The sequence below is a fragment of the Luteimonas marina genome (assembly GCF_007859325.1).
In the GTDB taxonomy this organism is placed as follows: domain Bacteria; phylum Pseudomonadota; class Gammaproteobacteria; order Xanthomonadales; family Xanthomonadaceae; genus Luteimonas; species Luteimonas marina.
Window position 1 is genome coordinate 113373 of the sequence record NZ_VOHK01000001.1, and the last position, 20356, is coordinate 133728.

19 protein-coding genes are annotated in these 20356 nt (G+C 68.8%); 9 read left to right on the forward strand and 10 right to left on the reverse strand.

Annotated elements, in window-relative coordinates; translation table 11 throughout:
- Positions 1-130: 130 nt before the first annotated feature.
- The 4 genes from FQY83_RS00525 to FQY83_RS00540 form a co-directional block, all read right to left on the reverse strand.
- A complete protein-coding gene (locus FQY83_RS00525; protein ID WP_146384114.1) occupies positions 131-598 on the reverse strand; it encodes a barstar family protein in 468 nt (155 codons plus the stop codon).
- Complete coding sequence (locus tag FQY83_RS00530) at positions 595-1041, reverse strand: guanyl-specific ribonuclease (RefSeq protein ID WP_146384116.1); 447 nt, start codon at positions 1039-1041, stop codon at positions 595-597. Before FQY83_RS00530 ends, FQY83_RS00525 begins: the two co-directional genes overlap by 4 nt.
- 58 nt (positions 1042-1099) lie before the next feature.
- Positions 1100-1813, reverse strand: coding sequence for a COG3650 family protein (locus FQY83_RS00535; protein ID WP_158636399.1), 714 nt, complete (start codon positions 1811-1813; stop codon positions 1100-1102).
- 230 nt (positions 1814-2043) lie between these two features.
- Complete coding sequence (locus FQY83_RS00540; RefSeq protein WP_146384120.1) at positions 2044-3843, reverse strand: M14 family metallopeptidase; 1800 nt, start codon at positions 3841-3843, stop codon at positions 2044-2046.
- 145 nt (positions 3844-3988) lie between these two features.
- On the opposite strand from FQY83_RS00540, the gene FQY83_RS00545 reads away from it, so the two are divergent.
- Positions 3989-5620 carry a POT-type proton-dependent oligopeptide transporter gene (locus tag FQY83_RS00545; RefSeq protein ID WP_146384122.1) on the forward strand — a complete coding sequence of 544 codons (1632 nt, stop codon included), beginning with the start codon at positions 3989-3991 and terminating at the stop codon, positions 5618-5620.
- Between the two features lie 24 nt (positions 5621-5644).
- Positions 5645-6253, forward strand: a complete 609-nt coding sequence (locus FQY83_RS00550; RefSeq protein ID WP_192906664.1) for a rhomboid family intramembrane serine protease — start codon at positions 5645-5647, stop codon at positions 6251-6253.
- A 47-nt stretch (positions 6254-6300) separates the two neighbouring features.
- On the opposite strand, the gene FQY83_RS00555 is transcribed toward FQY83_RS00550, so the two are convergent.
- Entirely contained in the window at positions 6301-6483 is a 183-nt protein-coding gene (locus FQY83_RS00555) for a hypothetical protein (protein ID WP_146384126.1), read from the reverse strand.
- Positions 6484-6728: 245 nt separating this feature from the next.
- Here FQY83_RS00555 and FQY83_RS00560 point away from each other — a divergent pair, with 245 nt between their 5' ends.
- The 5 genes from FQY83_RS00560 to cfa all read left to right on the forward strand — a co-directional run bounded on the left by FQY83_RS00560 (position 6729) and on the right by cfa (position 10604).
- Positions 6729-7010, forward strand: coding sequence for a GNAT family N-acetyltransferase (locus tag FQY83_RS00560; protein WP_146384128.1), 282 nt, complete (start codon positions 6729-6731; stop codon positions 7008-7010).
- 85 nt (positions 7011-7095) lie between these two features.
- A complete protein-coding gene (locus FQY83_RS00565) occupies positions 7096-7809 on the forward strand; it encodes a pseudouridine synthase (protein WP_146384130.1) in 714 nt (237 codons plus the stop codon).
- 244 nt (positions 7810-8053) lie between these two features.
- Positions 8054-8263 (forward strand): cold-shock protein, encoded by a 210-nt coding sequence (locus tag FQY83_RS00570; RefSeq protein WP_146384132.1) that lies wholly within the window; start codon positions 8054-8056, stop codon positions 8261-8263.
- A 335-nt stretch (positions 8264-8598) separates the two neighbouring features.
- Positions 8599-9426, forward strand: a complete 828-nt coding sequence (locus FQY83_RS00575) for a DUF3298 and DUF4163 domain-containing protein (protein ID WP_146384134.1) — start codon at positions 8599-8601, stop codon at positions 9424-9426.
- A gap of 59 nt (positions 9427-9485) precedes the next feature.
- Positions 9486-10604, forward strand: coding sequence for a cyclopropane fatty acyl phospholipid synthase (gene cfa / locus FQY83_RS00580; RefSeq protein WP_146384136.1), 1119 nt, complete (start codon positions 9486-9488; stop codon positions 10602-10604).
- A 35-nt stretch (positions 10605-10639) separates the two neighbouring features.
- Here the strand turns inward: cfa and FQY83_RS00585 are convergent, their stop codons facing one another.
- Together FQY83_RS00585 and FQY83_RS00590 are read right to left on the reverse strand one after the other, a co-directional pair.
- Positions 10640-11500 (reverse strand): NAD-dependent protein deacetylase, encoded by an 861-nt coding sequence (locus tag FQY83_RS00585; RefSeq protein ID WP_146384138.1) that lies wholly within the window; start codon positions 11498-11500, stop codon positions 10640-10642.
- A gap of 321 nt (positions 11501-11821) precedes the next feature.
- Entirely contained in the window at positions 11822-14014 is a 2193-nt protein-coding gene (locus FQY83_RS00590) for a M3 family metallopeptidase (RefSeq protein ID WP_146384140.1), read from the reverse strand.
- Positions 14015-14173: 159 nt separating this feature from the next.
- On the opposite strand from FQY83_RS00590, the gene FQY83_RS00595 reads away from it, so the two are divergent.
- Both FQY83_RS00595 and FQY83_RS00600 read left to right on the forward strand, forming a co-directional pair.
- Positions 14174-16210, forward strand: coding sequence for an amidohydrolase family protein (locus tag FQY83_RS00595; RefSeq protein WP_146384142.1), 2037 nt, complete (start codon positions 14174-14176; stop codon positions 16208-16210).
- A 2-nt stretch (positions 16211-16212) separates the two neighbouring features.
- A complete protein-coding gene (locus FQY83_RS00600; RefSeq protein ID WP_146384144.1) occupies positions 16213-16695 on the forward strand; it encodes a glutathione peroxidase in 483 nt (160 codons plus the stop codon).
- A 31-nt stretch (positions 16696-16726) separates the two neighbouring features.
- On the opposite strand, the gene FQY83_RS00605 is transcribed toward FQY83_RS00600, so the two are convergent.
- From FQY83_RS00605 to FQY83_RS00615, 3 genes are all read right to left on the reverse strand, one after another.
- Positions 16727-17149, reverse strand: coding sequence for a universal stress protein (locus FQY83_RS00605; protein ID WP_146384146.1), 423 nt, complete (start codon positions 17147-17149; stop codon positions 16727-16729).
- Positions 17150-17194: 45 nt separating this feature from the next.
- Positions 17195-17989 carry a ferredoxin--NADP reductase gene (locus tag FQY83_RS00610; protein WP_146384148.1) on the reverse strand — a complete coding sequence of 265 codons (795 nt, stop codon included), beginning with the start codon at positions 17987-17989 and terminating at the stop codon, positions 17195-17197.
- Between the two features lie 291 nt (positions 17990-18280).
- On the reverse strand, positions 18281-20164 hold the full coding sequence (locus FQY83_RS00615) for an ABC transporter ATP-binding protein (RefSeq protein ID WP_146384150.1): 1884 nt from the start codon (positions 20162-20164) through the stop codon (positions 18281-18283).
- Between the last annotated feature and the right edge of the window lie 192 nt (positions 20165-20356).

Below are 20356 nucleotides of genomic sequence, written 5' to 3' on the forward strand. Positions count from 1 at the left end.
ACTTGCCGGCCTTCTTCTCCTTCTTCGCCGCCCGTTTTTCCTTGAGCGACTTTTCCGGCTTCTTCTTGTCTTCCTTGCGCTTGTCGAGGGTCTTGGCCATGGCGGCCTCCGCTGGAATGGAGCGGCAAGCTTACTGCGCGCCGGGGTCGCTTGGGCAGGGCTCCCCGCGCAGGTCGAATTCGTCGTCCGGCAGGCCGATGAACGCCCAGAACGGCCTGCCGGCCTCGGCCCAGGACGCCGCGGCCTCGTGCAGGATCGACAGCAGGGTCTCGTAGTCGCCGGGGGCGGCGTCGCGCAGGTCGCCGGCCGACGACAGCAGCAGGGCGTGGCCCTGCGGCGCGGGCAGCCAGCCCAGGTCGCGCAGCAGGTCCGACAGCGCGTCCCAGTTGCGGCCGCTGCCGGGCGGGACCTCCAGCGCCGTCGCCATCCGCAGCAGCAGCACGGGCTTGCCGGTGCAGTGTTCGAGGTCGATCGCGGTGGCGCGCAGGCCGGCATCGCGGGCGGCGAGGTCGAGCAGGGCCATGTCGCCGTCGGCGACCCGGTGCACGCCGGCCAGGAAGGGGTCGAACAGGCCGGGATCGAAGCCGGATTCGGTCATGGCGCCGGTTCCCTCGGCGGTTCGAAGCGCCGGAAGCTGTCGTAGTGGTCGTCGGTGTAGTAGTACACGGCGGGCGGTTGCCCGCCGGTGACGATGCGGCGCGCGCCGCGATGCCCCAGCCCCGGCGTCTCCACGGTGTATTCGCGATAGTAGCCGCGCGGCTGCGAGGGCAGGCGGCCCTCGCGGTTCTGGAACACGCTGCCGTCCTGCCGGTACGGATGCGGGCCGCCGTCGGCGATGCGCCGCAGGACCGGCCGCGCTTCCTTCGGCAGGAAGGCCGGCCAGGCGGAGGCGGGGGCGTGGCGCGCGGTGCTGCTGCCCGCGGCGGGCGGCGGCGCGGCGCCGTCCGCGACAGGTTCGCGATCGCGCTGCAGCCAGAGCGCGGCGGCCACCAGGGCCACGGCGAGCAGCAGTGTCGGGACGAGATTGCGTTTCAAGGGCATTCCATTCGATCTGGACGCGGCGACACCTGCCGTCGGCCGCGATGCGCGGCGAGCCGGCTCACTCCTGCAGGAACGCCCCGCAGCCGCGGTAGGTCTGTTCGCCCACCTGCAGTTCGATGGCGGCCGGGTAGGTCTGGTCGCTCATGCCGTCGCTGCAGTCGCCGCGGGTGATGCGCAGGACGACGTCGCTGCCGTCCTCGGCCTTGCCCGCGTAGCCCTCGCCCGCGTCGAGGGCGGTGACCTGCGGCAGGAGCAGCTTGCGCTCGCCCATGTCCAGGTCCAGGCGCATCCGCAGCACGGGGCCGCCGTCCACCTCGAGCGACCAGAACGGCTCGGTGCCCAGCCCGCGGAAGGCCACGCCGCGGCTGCGCGCCTCGTCCCAGGGCGAGGCCTCGTCGGTGACGATGCAGGCGTGGTTCGCGCCGTCGAGCGCCAGGGTCGCCTCGTCGCCCTTGTTCCAGAACTCGTTGCCCTGCGCGTCCGCATAGCGCGCGCCGGAGGCGGCGACCGCCTGCGGCAGCTGCACCTGGCGGGTGCCGAGCGACAGTGTGACATGGCCCGTGCTGTTGTCGAAGACCGCGCCGACCAGCAGGTCGCCGCAGCGGAAGCGCGCGGTGGCGGTTTCCGGCATGCCCGGCGCCGCGGCGTCGGCAGGCGCTTCACTGTCGACGGGCGCGTCCGCGACTGGCGGCGGGGTTTCCTGCGCCGGCTTGCAGGCAGCCAGCGCGAGCAGGAGCGGGAGCGTGGCGAGACAGGCAGGCAGGGGGCGCATGGCGGTCTTCCTCGGAACGGGAGTGCCACTGTCTGCCAATCGGCTTCGTGAATGCAAACTGCGGTGAGGATGGCTGGTGAAGATTTCAGCCTGAAGCGGAGACACATCAGCCGTCATCCCCGCGAAAGCGGGGATCCATTCTGACTTTCGCAAGAAGACACTGGATGACCAGCCATCCGGCTGTTGAAAAGCACTTCCCGCTTTCGCGGGGATGACGGCAGGGGCAGCGGCTACTCCGGCACCCGCTCCGTCCGCAGCACCGGATACAGGTTCAGCCGCTCGTCCCACGAGGAGTGGCGGCGATGGAAGAACGCCAGGCGCGCCGAGGGGTCGTCGGCGAAGGCCTTGTCCTCGCGCAGGCGCCGTTCGAATGCGGCCTTCAGCGCCGGATCGGCCGCCAGCATGTCCCGCGCGACCGCTTCGGCGACATAGGCTTCCATGTATTCCTTGCGCTCGAAGGCGTTGTTGAACAGGCCCCACTGCAGCAGCGAGTCCGGCGCCTGCGGTTCGAGCAGGGCCATCATCAGCCGCGCCTTCGGCTGCGCGATCGGCACGAACAGGGCGCCGTCGCGCACGACGCGTTGCTCGGGCTTCCATTCGCCTTCGACGGCCAGGCGCTGGTGTCCCTCGACCGATTGCGCAGCGAAGCCGGCCTTGACGGCGCGGAACGCCTGCACCTCGATCGGTTCCGGCGAACCGAATCCGCACAGCCGGAAGCTGTGCATCATCATGCAGCCGATGCGCGTGGATTCGATGCCGTGCTGCGCCAGCTTCTCCGCGACGATGTCCGCGAACGCCGCGGGGACGATGTAGCCGCCGCGCGGGGCGTCGACCACCGTGCGCGGCACGACCTCGTCGCGCAGCGGCACCTTCCACACCTGCGGCGTGGATTCGTCGTAGCGCGTCATCAGGGCGCCGGATATCTCCGACGGCGTGCGCGTATAGGCATAGCCGCGGAAATCGATCGTGCGGCTGCGTTCGGTGGCGGTGTAGTCCAGCGCCACCGGCGTGCCGGCGAGGTCGCGCGCGTCGGCGGCCCTGGCCAGCGCCATCCAGTCGCGACCGTGCGCGGCGATCTGGTCGAGGATCGAGACAATGGTGTTGCGGGTGATGCGCACGCGCACCGGGTACTCCTTCCACGAATGCGTCTCGACCAGCATCGCCAGGCGGTTGCGCAGCAGGAAGTAGCCGGTGGAGAAGCGCGGCGGCGAGACGCCGTCCTCGAAGCCCGACGCCGGGTCCTGGTAGTCCTCGAACGAGGGGTAGAAGGCCAGCGGCAGCGAGCCCTGCGCGGCGAGGTCGGCGATGGTGCGCTCGCGCAGGGCGAGGCCGGCCTTGCGCAGCGCGTCGTCGCCGGCATGCAGCGGCTCGACCTGGATCGAGATGTCGTGCTCGAACTGGGCGCCGTCGGTGGCGTGCAGGTCGATGGTGGCGATCGGATCCCAGGCCTCGACCAGGCGCAGCATCGCCTGCATCTCCGGCGAGTCGGCCTTGGCGTAGTCGCGGTTGAGGTTGTAGTTCTGCGCGGTGGTGCGCCAGCCCATTTCCTCCGGGCCGCGCTGGTTGGGGCGGTTCCAGGCGCCGAAGCGCTCGTGGCCGTCGACGTTGAACACCGGCACGAACAGCCACACCAGCTTCTCCAGCGCGCCCGCGGCGGCCTCGCCGTCCAGCGCCTGGCGCAGGGCGAGGAAGCCCGCGTCCTTGCCGTCGATCTCGCCGGCGTGGATGCCGCCCTGCATCAACACCACCGGGATCCCGCCCGCGCGCGCGTCCTCCGGCGTCAGCGCGCCGCTGCGCGAGACCACCAGCGCCTTCATCGGCCGGCCTTCGGGCGTGGTCCCGAAATCGATGCAGCGCACCGCGTCGGGATGGCGCCGCGCGAACGCCGCGCACAGCGCGATGGTCTCGTCGTAGCGGCCGGTCTTCACGAAGCCGCTGCGCTCGGCGACGGTGGACAGCGGCGCCTGCGCGGCGGCGGGCAGGGCCGCGAGCAGCGCGGCGAAGGCGGTGGCGAGGACGGCCTGCTTCATGCGTAGTCCCGGGCGGGAAGGGTGCCGCATGATGCCAGCGCGTGGCCGTGGGTGCCCATGTGCCTATCGTCCCGGATGCACGGGCACGGGGCGGCGGGATGGGTTAGCCTTCCGGCTTCCAGCACGCTCCCGGAACCGCAGCCGCATGACGACCACCGCAACGCCCGCCTCGCCCGGCCGGATGCCCGGCCAGATCAAGTACATCATCGGCAACGAGGCCTGCGAGCGGTTCAGCTTCTACGGGATGCGCAACATCCTGGTGCCGTTCCTGATCAGCTCGGTGCTGCTGGGCTACCTGCCCGAGGGCAGCGAGCGCGAGGCGATGGCGAAGGACGTGTTCCATACCTTCGTGATCGGCGTGTACTTCTTCCCGCTGCTCGGCGGCTGGCTGTCGGACCGCTTCTTCGGCAAGTACAACACCGTCCTCTGGTTCTCGCTGATCTACTGCGCGGGCCATGCCTGCCTCGCCCTGTTCGAGGGCAACCGCACCGGGTTCTTCACCGGCCTGTTCCTGATCGCGCTGGGCTCGGGCGGGATCAAGCCGCTGGTGGTCTCGTTCTGCGGCGACCAGTTCGACCAGAGCAACAAGGACAAGGCCAAGGTCGTCTTCGACGCGTTCTACTGGATCATCAATTTCGGCTCGTTCTTCGCCTCGCTGTTCGCGCCGCTGCTGCTGCGCAACTTCGGGCCGGCGGTGGCGTTCGGCATTCCCGGCGTGCTGATGTTCATCGCCACGGTGATCTTCTGGGCGGGCCGCAGGCAGTACGTCAACGTGCCGCCGTCGGGCAACGATCCCGATTCATTCCTCAACGTCATCCGCACCGCGCTGCGCGAGCGTCGGCCCGGGCAGGGCAATGCCGGCGCGCTGGTGGCGTGGGGCGGGATCGTGGTGGCGGTGCTGATGCTGGCGCTGTGGGCGCTGAAGGCGGTGGGCGCGGACCTGCCGTGGTGGCCGGACTCGTTCGGCTTCGTGATCACCGCCTGCCTGGCGCTGGGCGTGCTGATCGCGTTCGGCGGCTGGGGCGCGTCGCTGCAGCTCGAACGCGCGCGCGGACGGCATCCGGACGCCGCGGTGGACGGCGTGCGCGCGGTGCTGCGCATCCTGATCGTGTTCGCGCTGGTGACCCCGTTCTGGTCGCTGTTCGACCAGAAGGCCTCGACCTGGATCATCCAGGGCAACGCCATGGTCGTCCCGCACGAGCAGTGGTGGTGGCCAAGCTGGCTGGTCAAGGAGCCGGCGCAGATGCAGGCGCTCAATCCGCTGCTGGTGATGCTGCTGATCCCGTTCAACAACCTGGTGCTGTACCCGGCGCTGCGGCGGATGGGCTTCGTGGTCACCGCGCTGCGGCGGATGGGCTGGGGCATCGCGATCTCGGGCGTGTCGTGGATCGTCGCCGGCGTGCTGCAGCTGTGGATCGATGGCGGCGCCGAGGTGTCGCTGGCCTGGCAGAGCCTGCCCTACCTGCTGCTGACCTTCGGCGAGGTGCTGGTGTCGGCGACCGCGCTGGAGTTCGCCTACAGCCAGGCGCCGCACGCGATGAAGGGCGTGATCATGGCGTTCTGGTACCTCACCAGCACCTTCGGCAGCCTGTGGGTGCTGCTGACCAATGCCGGCGTGCGCAACGACGGCTTCAAGGCGATGATTGCGCAGACGGGGCTGAGCGAGCCGGCCTTCCTGATGTTCTTCTTCGCCGCGTTCGCCTTCGTCGCGGCGCTCGCCTTCGCGCTGTACGCGCGGCGCTATCCGATGCAGGACAACTACCGCGTCGCCACCTGAGGCCGGGGAATCCGCATGCAGTCCATCGTCACCTTCGTCCTGATCGGCGTCACCGTGTTCGTCTCCTGGCAGGCGTTCAACAATCGCGCACTGCTGGAACGGCTGATCCTGTGGCCGCCGGCGATCGACCGCCAGAAGCAGTACGACCGCCTGGTCACCCACGGCTTCATCCACGCCGACGGCCAGCACCTGCTGTTCAACATGATCACGCTGTTCTTCTTCGGGCGCGCGATCGAGCCGGTGTTCGTGGACCGGATCGGCATGCTCGGCTTCGCCGCGTTCTACCTGTCGGCGATCGTCATGGCGATCATGCCGACCTACTTCCGCCACCAGAAGGACGCGAACTACCGCAGCCTCGGCGCCTCCGGCGCGGTTTCGGCGGTGCTGTTCAGCTTCATCCTGTTCGCGCCGTGGAGCCTGATCTTCCTGGTCTTCATCCCGGTGCCGGCGATCCTGTACGCGGTGGCGTACATCGGCTATTCGATCTGGATGGACCGCCGCGGCGGCGACAACGTCAACCACAGCGCCCACCTGTGGGGCGCGGCCTACGGCATGCTGTTCACGGTGATGATGGAGCCGCGCGTGGCCAGTACCTTCCTGGCGCGGCTGCTGAGTCCGTCATTCGGCGGATAGCGGGCGATCGGGCCGCTCATGGGGCGACCCGGTGCGCTCGGGTGTCGTCAGACCGCGGTGGTCTGGATCGTGCGCTGCTCGCGGTCGGCGTCGGTGACCTGGTAGGTCTGCTCCAGGCCGCCGTAGATCAGCGAATCGAGGTGGGTGAACTCGAGGTTGTCGACGTCGCCGTTGCGTACGAGTTCGAACAGGCGGCCGATGGCCTGGTGCTGCGTTGCGCTGTCGATCATGGTGTTCCCCAGCAGGCATGACGGTGGTGGTTGACCGGGGATCACGCAGGTTCCGTGCCAGCCTGAAGCGTGATGACGATCAAGGAATCAGCTGACCCGCAGCGTCACCCGGATGGCCGCGAACGGCCCGGGTTTGACGGCAACCGGCGTCCGCGCCATCGTCGCGGCACGCCACCTGCCACTGCAGCAGCGCCTTCGGGCGCGACTCCCGCGGCAGACCGGTCCCGCACACGGAGACAGCACCGATGAACGCAGAGACGATCGAACACGCCCCGGGCCAGGGCTTCCACGTCGATGTCGACGGCCACCGCAGCGTGCTCGAGTACACGCTGTCGGACGGCCGCATGGTGATCACCCACACCGGCGTGCCCGCGGCGCTGCGCGGCCGGGGCATCGCGGGGCAACTGGTGCGGGCCGCGTTCGAACATGCCCGCGCCGAGGGCCTGTCGGTGGAGCCGCGCTGTTCCTATGCGGCCGAGTGGATCGAACGCCATCCGGAGTACGCGGACCTGGTGGCCGGGGGCTGACGCCGGGCGTCGAAGCCGGACGCCACCGTCGCCGCGGGGCGGGGCGATCTGCCAGACTGCGCACCCCTTCGTCCTCCTGCGACCCATGCGGCTCAACCGCTACATCAGCGACACCGGCCACTGTTCCCGGCGCGAGGCCGACCGCCTGATCGGCGAGGGCCGGGTCACCGTGAACGGCCTGCGCGCGCGGATCGGCGCCGAGGTGGGCGAGGGCGACGCGGTGCTGCTCGACGGCCAGCCCCTGAAGCCGCGCACCGCCGCGCGCGGCCGGCGCCGGCACGTCTACATCGCGCTCAACAAGCCGGTCGGCATCACCTGCACCACCGAATCGGCGGTGAAGGGCAACATCGTCGACTTCGTCGGCCACGAGCAGCGGATCTTCCCGATCGGCCGGCTGGACAAGGATTCCGAGGGGCTGATCCTGCTGACCAGCAACGGCGACATCGTCAACGCCATCCTGCGCGCCGAGAACAAGCTGGAGAAGGAGTACCTGGTGGCCGTGAACCACCCGGTCACCGCCGAATTCCTGCGCGGCATGGCCCGCGGGGTGCCGGTCCACGGCCAGGTGACCCTGCCGTGCCGGACCGGGAAGCTGGGCCGGTTCGGCTTCCGGATCGTGCTGGTGCAGGGCCTGAACCGGCAGATCCGGCTGATGGCCGCGCATTTCGGCTTTCGGGTCAAGCAGTTGCAGCGGGTGCGGATTGGCGGCGTGAAGCTGGGGCACCTCAGGCCCGGCCAGTGGCGCAACCTGAGCGATGCCGAACTGGCCGCCCTGCTGCCCGGACGCGAGGACTGGTAACCGGTGTCCTGACGCCGCTTTACACTTCCCGCCAAAAGTGCGCTATCGTGCGCGGACTGTTCAAGGCCGGGATCACGGTACATCGTGGCTCCGATGCGGTAGATCACAAGGGTTCAAAGCCGTTTCGCGACGGCCGCTCCAGACGATCCGCTCCATCGTTCGCGTTACCCCTTGCTCGATACAGTCCAGGCACCCCCGATGGGGCCTGGTATCCATCCACTGTCTAGTTTCAAGGAGTAACAACATGTCCGAACGTCAGACCGGCACCGTCAAGTGGTTCAACGACGCCAAGGGCTTCGGCTTCATCACCCCGGAAAGCGGCCAGGACCTCTTCGTCCACTTCCGCTCGATCCAGGGCACCGGCTTCAAGTCGCTGCAGGAAGGCCAGAAGGTTTCCTTCAAGGTCGTCCAGGGCCAGAAGGGCCTGCAGGCCGACGAAGTGCAGCCGCTCTAAGCGACTCGCTTCAAAGCAACAAGCCAGAAGGCCCCGGGTGGAAACACCCGGGGCCTTTCTTTCAGGTCAGGGGACAGCCTGGCCAAAAGCCTGTCATTTCGACCGCAGGGAGAAATCTTCCTGTCCCGCGCCGCGGACGGGATTTCTCCCTGCGGTCGAAATGACAGGACTTTTTTTGGGACGTGCTGTCGACTGGCCCCTACCCGATCCTCCTTCCGCTGGCCACACACGCGCATTGACGGCGCCTGCACCCGCAAGTTGTTACAAAAACGTTAGTGCCAGAGTATGCTGGCGCCTCCATCACCACCCCAATGTCGTTCCCAAGGAAGCGGGCCATGAAGCGGATCTTGCTGTCGTTCCTCGTCCTGTCGGCGTTGTGCGCCTGCCGGCGCGAGGCGCCGCAGCCGCCGCAGGGGGCGCCCGACCTGCCGCAGGCCGAAGTGGCCGCGCCGGTGCCGGAGGCGGTGGAGCTCAGCGACGTGGTGGAGACCGATCCGCGCTACATCATCGGCATCACTTATCCGCCGGCGGTCGGCAAGTACCCCGGGCTTGCCGCGGAGATCAAGGCCTATTCCGATGCCGTCCGCGGCGACCTGATGGAAGCGGTCGGCAGCCTCGACGAGGATGCGGGCCCGGTCATGTACGACCTCGCGCTGGAGTTCAAGGTGGTCGTCGACACGCCGCAGGTGTTCGCGGTCGCCGCCGACGGCAGCAGCTACACCGGCGGCGCGCACGGTGCGCCGCTGATCGCGCGCTTCGTCTGGCTGCCGCAGCAGGACAGGCGCCTCACCTCGTCCGAGCTGATTCCCGATCCGCGCGCCTGGCGCGAGGTATCGGCCTTCGTGCGCGAGCAATTGCATGCGGCGCTGTCGCAGCGGGTCGATGCGGACGAGCTCGATCCGGTCGAGCGCGAGCGCGTGATGCGCTCGGCGGGCAAGATGATCGACGAGGGTTCGGTGCCGGATGCGGAGAATTTCACGGAATTCGAGCCGGTGGCGGGTGCCGACGGCCGCATGACCGCGCTGCGGTTCGTGTTCCCGCCGTACCAGGTCGGGCCGTACTCGGACGGCGTGCAGACGGTCGAGGTGCCGGCGCGTATCCTGCTGCCGCACGTCGCGGCCGAATACCGCGGGCTGTTCACCGGCGGTGAAGCGGTGCAGTAGACTCGTCCTGCGGGCGCCGGAATCCGGAATGATCTGCCTCCGGCGCGAAGGCGGGGGGCATGGGCGAGGATCGTTTCCGTTCCCGGTTGCAGCAGCTGTTGGCGGATGCGGACATCCGCATCGACGGTGAGCGTCCCTGGGACCTGCAGGTGCATGACGCCGGCTTCCCGGCGCGGGTGCTGTCCGGCGGCTCGCTGGCGCTCGGCGAGTCGTACATGGACGGCGCCTGGGAGGCGGCCTCGCTCGACGGATTCCTGCATCGCCTGCTCGGGGCCGGGGTCGACCGCCGCGTGCACGGTTTCGCCGACCTGCGCCTGGCCGTGCTCGCTCGGCTGTTCAACCTGCAGCGCGGGCACCGCGCCTACGATGTCGGCGAGCGCCACTACGACCTCGGCAACGACCTGTACGCGGCGATGCTCGGCAGGCGGCTGGTCTACAGCTGCGGCTACTGGCGCGAGGCGGACGACCTCGATGCCGCGCAGGAAGCCAAGCTCGACCTGTGCTGCCGCAAGCTCGGCCTGCGGCCGGGGATGAGCCTGCTCGACATCGGTTGCGGCTGGGGCGAGATGCTGAAGTTCGCGGCGCAGCGCTACGGCGTCTCGGGCGTGGGCATCACCATCTCGCGCGAGCAGGCGGCGTTCGCGCGCGAGCTGTGCGCCGGGCTGCCCGTCGAGGTCCGCGTGCAGGACTACCGCGAACTCGACCAGCGCTTCGACCGCATCGTCTCGATCGGCATGTTCGAGCACGTCGGGGTGAAGAACTACGAGGCCTATTTCGACGTCGCGCGCCGCTGCCTCGCCGGCGACGGCCTGTTCCTGCTGCACAGCATCGGCGGCAACGTCAGCCGCAGGCATACCGATCCGTGGATCGCGAAGTACATCTTCCCGAATTCGATGCTGCCGTCGGCGGCGCAGGTCGCCGAGGCGGTGGAGGGGCGCTTCGTCATCGAGGACTGGCACAATTTCGGCGCCGACTACGATCGCACCCTGCAGGCCTGGCGCGACAACATCGAGGCCGCGTGGCCGACGCTGACGGCGCGCTACGACGAACGCTTCCGCCGCATGTGGCGCTACTACCTGGCCGCGTCGATGGCGAGCTTCCGCGCGCGGTTGATCCAGCTGTGGCAGGTGGTGCTGTCGCCGGAAGGCGTGGCGGGTGGCTACGTCGCGCCGCGGTGATCGCCGATGGCCGGCGTCGGGGGCGTAGCCCCGACCTACACGGCTTCGATCCGCTCCAGCGCGGCGGCGAGGGTGTCGCCGATGTCGGCGTCGAGGCGCAGCGAAGCGAGATCGTCGGCGCGCGTCTTCCCGCGGTTGAGGATCGCCAGCGGCAATCCGGCCCCGGCGGCCATGCGCGCGAAGCGGAAGCCCGACCAGACCATCAGCGAGGAACCGGCGACCAGCATCGCGTCGGATTCGAGCAGCGCCGCGTGCGCCTGCAGGTAGCGCTCGCGCGGCACGTTCTCGCCGAAGAACACCACGTCCGGCTTCAGCAGGCCGCCGCAGCGGGGACAGTGTGGCGGTTGGAAGCCCTCCACCGCGCCGGCGTCGATGTCGGCGTCGCCGTCCGGCGCCATGCCTTCGACCTCGGCGCGCCAGTCGGGATTGGCGCGGGCGATGTCGCGCTGCACCTCGCCGCGCGCGAACCGGGCCGCGCAGCCCAGGCAGGCGACGTCGTCGAGCCGCCCGTGCAGGTCGATCACGCGGCGGCTGCCGGCGCGCTGGTGCAGGCCGTCGACGTTCTGGGTGAGCAGCAGGTGCACGTCGCCGCGCTGCTCCAGCGCGGCCAGGGCGCGATGGGCGGCGTTCGGTCGCGCCGCCAGGAAGCGCGGCCAGCCGACGCTGCTGCGCGCCCAGTAGCGGCGGTAGGCGGAGGCGTCGCCGGTCAGCGCCTGCAGGGTGATCGGCGGCGTGCGCTTCCAGTCGCCGTTGCGGTCACGGTAGTCGGGAATGCCCGAGGCGGTGCTGCAGCCGGCGCCGGTCAGGACGAAGACGCGCCGGTGGCGGGAGAGCCAGTCGCGCAGCGCGTCCGCGGCGGCATCGTCAGACAGGGCGGGATGCGGGACAGCGGACATGGGGGAATGCTAGGGCAATTTCGCTTCAGTCGTTTGCACATCTTGCGGAACGAGCGTGCGTAGTTGCTCGTCATTCCGGCGAAAGCCGGAATCCATTTTGGCCGTTGATATTCTCGGAGAGATCGACAATGGAGAAGCAAAATGGATCCCAGCTTTCGCTGGGATGACGGTGCTCAGGTTGCAAAGGACCAGGATAGAAGCGATCTGGCGAAATCGCATTCCTCGGTAGAGGACGCGGATGGTGGCCTGTCGGCCGGGGTCACCGGAAAACGAAAGCGCCGCCGGCACGGGCCGGCGGCGTTCGCGTGGAGCACGGGCGATTCAGTTCGCCGGCGCCGCGTCTAGCCCCCGCTTCTTCAGCAGGGGCTCGATCTCCGGCGCGTGGCCGGTGAAGTCGACGAACAGCTGGCCCGCATCCTTCGCACCGCCGCGCGAGAGCAGCGTGTCGCGCAGGCGGTCGCCGTTCGCGCGCGCCAGGCCGCCGTTGGCCTTGATCCACTCGACCGTGTTCGCGTCGAGCACTTCCGACCAGATGTAGGCGTAGTAGCCGGCCGAATAGCCGCCCATGATGTGGCTGAAGTAGGGCGTGCGGTAGCGCGGCGGCACCGGCGCATAGTCGAGGCCCGCGGCCTTGAGCGCGGCGGCTTCGGTGGCCATGACGTCGCCCGCGGCGGGCAGGCGCTCCTTCGGCAGCTGGTGCACGTACTGGTCGAGCACCGCCGCGCCGAGATACTCGGTGGTGGCGAAGCCTTCGTTGAAGGTGGCCGAGGCCATCTTCTTGTCCAGCAGCGCCTGCGGCAGCGGTTCGCCGCTGCGGTGGTGCCTGGCGTAGTTGGCGAGGATCGAGGGCCAGTCGGCCCACATTTCGTTGACCTGCGACGGGAATTCGACGAAGTCGCGTGGCACGTTCATGAAGAAGTAGGGGTACTTCACGTCCGAGAACATGCCGTGCAGGGCGTGGCCGAATTCGTGGAAGGTGGTGGTCACCTCGTCCCAGGTCAGCAGGGTCGGCTCGCCGGCCGGTGGCTTGGGAACGTTGAGGTGGTTGGCCACGACCGGCAGCGTGCCCTCGAGTTCGGACTGGCCGACGTAGGAATTCATCCACGCGCCGCCGCGCTTGGACGGGCGCGCGTAGGGGTCGAAGATGAAGATCGACAGCGGCTTGCCGTCCTTGTCGAAGACGTCGTAGGTCCAGGTGTCGGCATGGTACTTCGGCAGGTCGGTGCGTTCCTTGAAGGTGATGCCGTAGAGCTGGGTCGCGGCGAAGAACACGCCGTTCTCCAGCACGTTCTTCATCTCGAAGTAGGGCTTGAGCTCGTTGTCGTCGAAGGCGTACTTGTCCCTGCGCACCTTCTCGGTGTAGTAGCTCCAGTCCCAGGGCTCGAGCTGGAAGGTCGGTTCGCCCTTCGCGGCCTGCTCGCGGTCGATCATCGCCTGCAGGTCCGCGCCCTCGCGCCGCGCGTTGGCGACAGCCGCCGGGGCGAGGCGGCCGAGCATGTCGTTGACCGCCTGGACGGTGCCGGCGGTTTCGTCGGCGAGGATGAAGGCGGCGTGATTCTCGAAGCCGAGCAGTTTCGCGCGCTCGTCGCGCAGTGCCAGCACTTCGGCGACGAGGCCGGTGTTGTCCCACTCGTTGCCGCGGCTGCCGCGGGCGACCGAGGCCTTGTGGATGCGCTCGCGCAGGGCGCGGTTGTCGAGCTGCGGCAGCAGCGGCTGGCCGGTGGTGTTGAGCAGGGTCAGCAGGTACTTGCCCTCGTGTCCCTTGGCCTTGGCCGCGGCGGCGGCCGCGGAGACCTGCGCCTCGGTCAGCCCGGCCAGTTCGGCGACATCGTCGACCAGCACCGCCGAATCGTTGACCTCGTCGAGCACGTGGTTGGAGAACTCGGTGCCGAGCGCGGCCGAGCGGGCATTGATTTCCCGGAGGCGGGCCTTGTCGGCATCCGGCAGCTTGGCGCCGGCGCGGACGAAACCGTCGTAGTAGCGTTCGACCAGGCGCACGCCCTCGGCGTCCAGGCCGATGTCGTTGCGCCGGTTGTAGACCGCCTCGACGCGCTGGAACAGCCCGGGATTGAGCATGATCGCATCGCGGTGCGCGGCGAACTTCGGCGCGTAGTCGTTGTTGATCTTCTTGCGCGCGTCGTTGGTGTCGGTGCCGTTGAGGTTGCCGAAGATGCGGCGCGCGTTGCCCAGCAGCTTGCCGGACTTCTCCAGCGCGAGGATCGTGTTCTCGAAGGTCGGCATCGAGCGCTGGTTGACGATCGCGTCGATCTCCTGGAGGTTGCGCGCCATGCCGGCGTCGAACGCGGGGGCGAAGTGTTCGTCCCTGAGCTTGTCGAACTGCGGGTACTTCAGCGGCAGCGGGCTTTCGACGAACAGCGGGTTGGAGGCGTCGCGTTCGGCGGAGGCGGAGGACTGGGTGTTCACCGGGCCATCACCTGTGGTCTGGGCGGATGCCGCGGCGGACACGGCGGCGGTCAGTGCGACGGCGAGGGCCGCGGCGAGCGGGTGTTTCATCAGTGGCCTACCTCGAGGATCGAAACCCCAAGGGTAGCCCAAGCCCCCGGGACGGGCCCATGACGAAAGGCATATGGCCACGGCCTGTCCGGGTCTACACTGCGGCCTCGAACCCGGGCGCGGCGGCCTGCCGTGCCTGCAGGAATCCGGAGATCCCCGATGAAGCGCACCTTCCTTCTTCTCCTTGCGCTGGCGCTGGCCGCGCCGGTCCACGCGGCGCAGACGCTGCGCTACGTGGCCCTGGTCGACGGCGGCACGAAGGCCGGGCAGCAGACCGTGGTCCAGGGCGACGACGGTGTCACCCGTGTCGATTTCATCTTCAAGGACAACGGCCGCGGCCCCGAGCTGAAGGAAGAGTTCACGCTGAACGCGGACGGCACCTTCCGCACCTATCGCGTCAGCGGCACGTCGACGTTCGGCGCGCCGGTCGACGAAAGCTTCGAATTCGCCGATGGCGTGGCCAGGTGGAAGTCGACTTCGGATGCCGGCGAACAGCGCGTCGCGCCGGGAGCGCAGTATTCGCCGCTGGGGGGCACGCCGGCGGTGGCGTCGGTCGCGATGGCCGCGCTCGCGGCGCGGCCCGACGGCAGGCTGCCGCTGATCCCGAGCGGCACGCTGAGCGCGCGCAAGGTGGCCGAGGCGCAGGTGCGCAAGGGCGACGAAGCGCGCACGGTGCAGCTGCTGGCGGTGACCGGCGTGGGCTTCACCCCGAGCTTCGCCTGGGCCACGGACGAGGCGCGCCCGCGCCTGTTCGCCTTCATCTTCCCCGGCTTCGTGCAACTGGTCGAGGAAGGCTGGGAAGGGAATGCGGACGCGCTCGAGGCGCTGCAGAAGACCGCCGAGGGCGAGGCGCTGGCGGCGCTGCAGCAGCGGCTCGCGCATCCGCTGCGCGGCACGACGCTGATCCGCGGCGCGCGCGTGTTCGACAGCGAGCACGCCAGGCTCGGACCCGCCTCGGACGTGCTGCTGCGCGACGGGCGCATCGTCTCGGTCTCGGCCGCCGGCGGGGAAACCGCCGGCGCCGACCATGTCATCGACGCCGACGGCAGGGTCCTGCTGCCGGGCCTGTTCGACATGCATGCGCACATGGACCGCTGGAGCGGCGGGCTCGACATCGCCACCGGCGTCACCTCGGTGCGCGACATGGGCAACGACAACGCGACACTGCAGCAGGTGATGGCCGAGGAGCGCGCGGGCACGCTGCTGATGCCGCGCATCGTGGCGACCGGGTTCCTCGAGGGCGAGAGCCAGCAGTCCGCGCGCAACGGCTTCGTGGTCGGCGACCTCGACGGCGCGAAGGAGGCGATCGACTGGTACGCCGGGCACGGCTATCTCCAGATCAAGGTCTACAACTCATTCCCGAAGGAGATCCTCGCCGAGACCGTCGCCTATGCGCACGCGAAGGGCCTGCTCGTCAGCGGCCACGTGCCGGTGTTCCTGCGCGCGCAGGACGCGATCGATGCCGGCTACGACGAGATCCAGCACATCAACCAGCTGATGCTGAACTTCCTGGTCAAGCCGCAGACCGACACGCGCACGCTGGAACGCTTCTACCTACCGGCGCGCGAGGTGGCCGGCCTCGACCTCGACTCGAAGCCGGTGCAGGATTTCATCGCCACGCTGGCGCGCAAGCAGATCGTGATCGACCCGACGCTGGCGACCTTCGAGTTCCTGCACCAGCGCAACGGCGAGATGTCGCCGATCTTCGCCGGCATCGAGGCGCATGTGCCGCCCGACGTGCAGCGCGGCCGGCGCGTGGCCGAGATGGACATCCCCGACGATGCGACCGGCGATCTCTACCGCAGGTCGTTCGCCAGGATGGTGGAGTTCGTCGGGCGCGCCTGGCGCGCCGGCGTGCCGCTGGTGGCCGGGACCGACGAGGTGCCGGGCTTCACCCTGCAGCACGAGCTGGCGCTGTACGTGCGTGCCGGCCTCACCCCGGCGCAGGCGCTGCAGGTGGCGACCTGGAACGGCGCGAAGTACTCGAAGGTGCTCGACCGGCTCGGCAGCATCACGCCCGGCAAGCAGGCCGACCTGCTGCTGGTCGACGGCGATCCCACGACCGACATCGGGGACATCCGCAAGGTCACCACCGTGATCAAGGGCGACACCGTGTACTACCCGAGCGAGATCTTCACCGAGCTCGGCATCAAGCCCTTCGCCGCGCCGCTGCGCGCACGCCCCTCCGGACACTGAGCATGACCACCGCCTACGACTTCTCCGCCACCGGCATCGACGGCCAGCCGGCGTCGCTGTCAGCCTACGCAGGCGAAGTGCTGCTGATCGTCAACGTTGCCTCGAAATGCGGCTTCACGCCGCAGTACGCCGGGCTGCAGCAGCTGTGGCAGGACTACCGCGACCGCGGCCTGGTGGTGCTCGGTTTCCCCTGCGACCAGTTCGGCCACCAGGAGCCGGGCGACGAGGCCGAGATCCACAATTTCTGCTCGCTGACCTACGACGTCGACTTCCCGATGTTCGCCAAGGTCGAGGTCAACGGTGACGGCGCGCATCCGCTGTGGACGTGGCTGAAGGAAGAGAAGGGCGGCTTCCTCGGCATCGACGCGATCAAGTGGAACTTCAGCAAGTTCCTCGTCGGCCGCGACGGGCGAGTGCTCAAGCGCTACGCGCCGAACGACACGCCAGAATCGCTGCGCAAGGACATCGAGGCGGCGCTGGGCTGACCCGGGCCGGGCGGGCAATCGGCCCGCGGGATCAGTGGACGATAGTCACCGGCACCTTGCTGCCGGCCAGCACCTTCATCGACACCGAGCCGAGCAGCGTGCCCTTGATCGAACCGTTGCCGCGCGACCCCATCACGATCAGGTCGCTCTTTTCCTTGCCCGCGGTCTTGAGGATGCCGCTGGCGACGTCGTCGACGATTTCGACGAAGGCCGCGTCGGCCTTGCTGCGCTCGACCGCCTTCTTCGCCGGCGCGAACATGCGCGCGAAGTTGGCGGCGTGGTGCTCGCGCGCCGCCTTGGCGCCGATCTTGCGCTCCACGCCCGGGAACAGCGCGTCGTCCACCGCCACGACCACGATCCGGCAGGGCTTGGCGAAGGCCTTGGACAGGGCCAGTGCATGCTTCAGGGCGCGGGTGCTGATGTCGCTGCCGTCGACCGGGACCAGGATCTTCATCGTCGCCTTCCTTTTGGGGATGCTTCGATTCTACGACGAGCGCCGCTACTTCTCGACGAAGGCGCGTTCGAACACGTAGTCGCCCGGCGTGCCGATGCGCGGCGCGGCGGTGAAGCCGCGACCGTCAAGCAGGGCGCGGAAGTCGGCCAGCATCTGCGGGCTGCCGCAGATCATCGCGCGGTCCTTCACCGGGTCGAGCGGGTCGAGGCCGAGGTGCGCCATCATCCGGCCGTCGGCCATCAGCTCGGTCAGGCGGCCCTGGTGGTCGTGGCCGCGGAACACGAAGGGCTCGCGGCTCACGGCGGGGTAGTACAGCAGCCTGGCCGCGATCTGCTCGCCCAGGTATTCGTGGTGCGGCAGTTCGTTGACGAAGTAGTCGCGGTAGGCGAGGTCCTGCACTTGGCGCACGCCGTGGCACAGCACCACCTTGTCGAAGCGCTCGTAGGTCTCCGGGTCCTTGACGATCGACAGCCAGGGCGCGAGCCCGGTGCCGGTGCCGAGCAGGTACAGGTTGCGGCCCGGGTGCAGGTCGCTGATCAGCAGGGTGCCGGTGGGCTTGCGGCCGATCAGCACCTCGTCGCCCGGCCGGACGTGCTGCAGGCGCGAGGTCAGCGGGCCGTCGGGCACCTTGATGCTGAAGAACTCGAGCTGCTCCTCCCAGTTGGCGCTGGCGATCGAGTAGGCGCGCAGCAGCGGCTTGCCCCCGGTCTGCAGCCCGATCATCACGAACTGGCCGTTCTCGAAGCGGAAACCGTCGTCGCGGGTGGTGGTGAAGCTGAAGTAGCTGTCCGTCCAGTGGCGGACGTCGAGCACCGTCTCGGTGCCGAAGGCGGAGGACATGCGGGGCGGGAACCTTGGAAGCGCAGCCCGGCATTATAGCGGACGGATGAGACCGGTTCTCATTTTTGGGGTGGGGCGGAGCGGGGCATGTTGTCCGGACCGATGGTTTGCGGGGAGCAGGGCAGCATCGCGAACCATGGCCCGTCATCCCGGCGAAAGCCGGGATCCATTTTGCCGTCGTCGATGTCGCTGGACGAAGAGGTCAAAGGCCAAAGTCAAGATGGATCCCGGCTTTCGCCGGGATGACGACCGGAATTCGTCGTGATGACGATCGGGGGACGGATCGCCCCTCTACCGGTACCCCGCCGCCTGCAGCTCGAACAGCTCCGCATAGCGCCCGCCCTGCGCCATCAGCTGCTCGTGCGTGCCGCTGGCCTCGACCTTGCCCTCGGCCAGCACCAGGATGCGGTCGGCCATGCGCACGCTGGAGAAGCGGTGCGAGATCAGCACCGCGGTGCGGTCGTCGGACAGTTCCTTGAAGCGCTGGAACACCTCGAACTCGCTGCGCGCGTCGAGCGCGGCGGTGGGTTCGTCGAGGATCATCACCTGCGCGTCGCGCATGTAGGCGCGCGCGATCGCGATCTTTTGCCACTGGCCGCCGGACAGGTCGACGCCGGTCTTGAAGCGGCGGCCGATCAGCTGGTCGTAGCCGTTCGGGAGCGAGTCGACCACCTCGTCGGCCATCGCCCGCCGCGCCGCGTCCTCGATCCGCGCGCGATCGTCCATGCGGTCGATCTGGCCGACGCCGATGTTCTCGCCGGCGGTCAGGTGGTAGCGCACGAAGTCCTGGAAGATCACGCCGATGTTCGCGCGCAGCGCGTCGATGTCGTAGTCGCGCAGGTCGCGCCCGTCGAGCAGGATGCGGCCCTCGTCCGGGTCGTACAGCCGCGCCAGCAGCTTGACCAGGGTGGTCTTGCCGGCGCCGTTCTCGCCGACCAGCGCCAGCACCTCGCCCGCGCGCAGCTCGAAGTCCATGTGCCGCACCGCCCAGCGCTCGGCGCCCGGGTAGCGAAAGCCCACGTCCTCGAACACGAAGCCCCGTGCGATCGGCTTCGGGAACGGCACCGGGTTTTCTGGCGACTTGATCTCCGGCTCGATCTCGAAGAACGAGAACAGGTCGTCGAGGTACAGCGCCTGCCCGGCGACCTGGGAGAAGCCGATCAACAGGCTTTCGAGCAGCTGCCGCAGGCGGCGGAAACTGCCGGCGAGGAAGGTCAGGTCGCCGATGGTGAAATCGCCCTTGACCGTGCGCCAGGCGATGTAGCCGTAGGCGACGTAGTAGCCCAGCGTGCCGAGCGCGGCGAGCAGCGTGCCCCAGATCGCGCGCTTGCGCGCCAGCGCGCGGTTGGCCACGAAGAACTTCTGCGCCAGCGTGCGGTAGCGCTCGATCAGGAACCGGTGCAGGTTGAAGATCTTCACTTCCTTCGCCGTCTCGACGCTGGCGCCGGTCTGGCGCACGTACTCGAGCTGGCGGCGCTCGGGTGTCCACTGGAAGTTCAGCGAGTAGCCGAGCGCGTTGAAGTGCGATTCGCCGACAAAGGCGGGGATCAGCGCGATCGCGAGCAGCAGGATCAGCCATGGCGCGTAGACCAGCAGGCCGATCGCGAAGCTGACCACGGTGATCATGTCCTGCGCCTGCCCGAACAGCTGGCCCATCAGGTTCATGCGGCCCATCGTCTGCCGGCGCGCGCGGTCGAGCTTGTCCTGCAGGTCCGGGTCCTCGAAGTCCTCCAGGTCGAGCGTCGCCGCGTGCTCCATCAGGCGCACGCTGGTGGCGTTGGTGAACAGCTCCGACAGCAGGCCGTCGGCGTAGCTGACGATCCGCCCGAGCAGGTCCGACAGGATCGCGAGCCCGAATTCCAGCGCCAGCAGCCACAGCAGGTGGTTCAGCAGACCGCTGCGCCAGGCCTCGCCCAGCGAATCGAAGTCGAGGCCGAGCCCGACCAGCCGGATCGCCTCGTCGATGATCAGCTTGCCGACGTACAGCGTCAGGATCGGCAGGAACGCGCGCACCAGGCGCAGGCCGATGCTGGTGATCGACAGCGCCGGGCTCGTGGCCCAGATCTGCTTCAGGAACGGCGGCAGGTTGCGCATCGCGTCGAAGCGCTCGCGCAGGCTCGGTCGGCTGTCGGCGCGGCTGGGCTTGGGGGCGGCGTCGGACGGGCGTGCGTTCATGCGGGTAGCGTGCGTCCGTTCATCGGGGTGTCGCCCAATCCGTCATTTCGACCGGAGGGAGAAATCTCCCTGTCATTTCGACCATAGGGAGAAATCCTGTCGCAGATCGCCTGATGGCCATGTGACCGCCCGCGCGTCGGCGGGCGGATTTCTCCCTTCGGTCGAAATGACAGGTGGTGTTGATGACGGGGC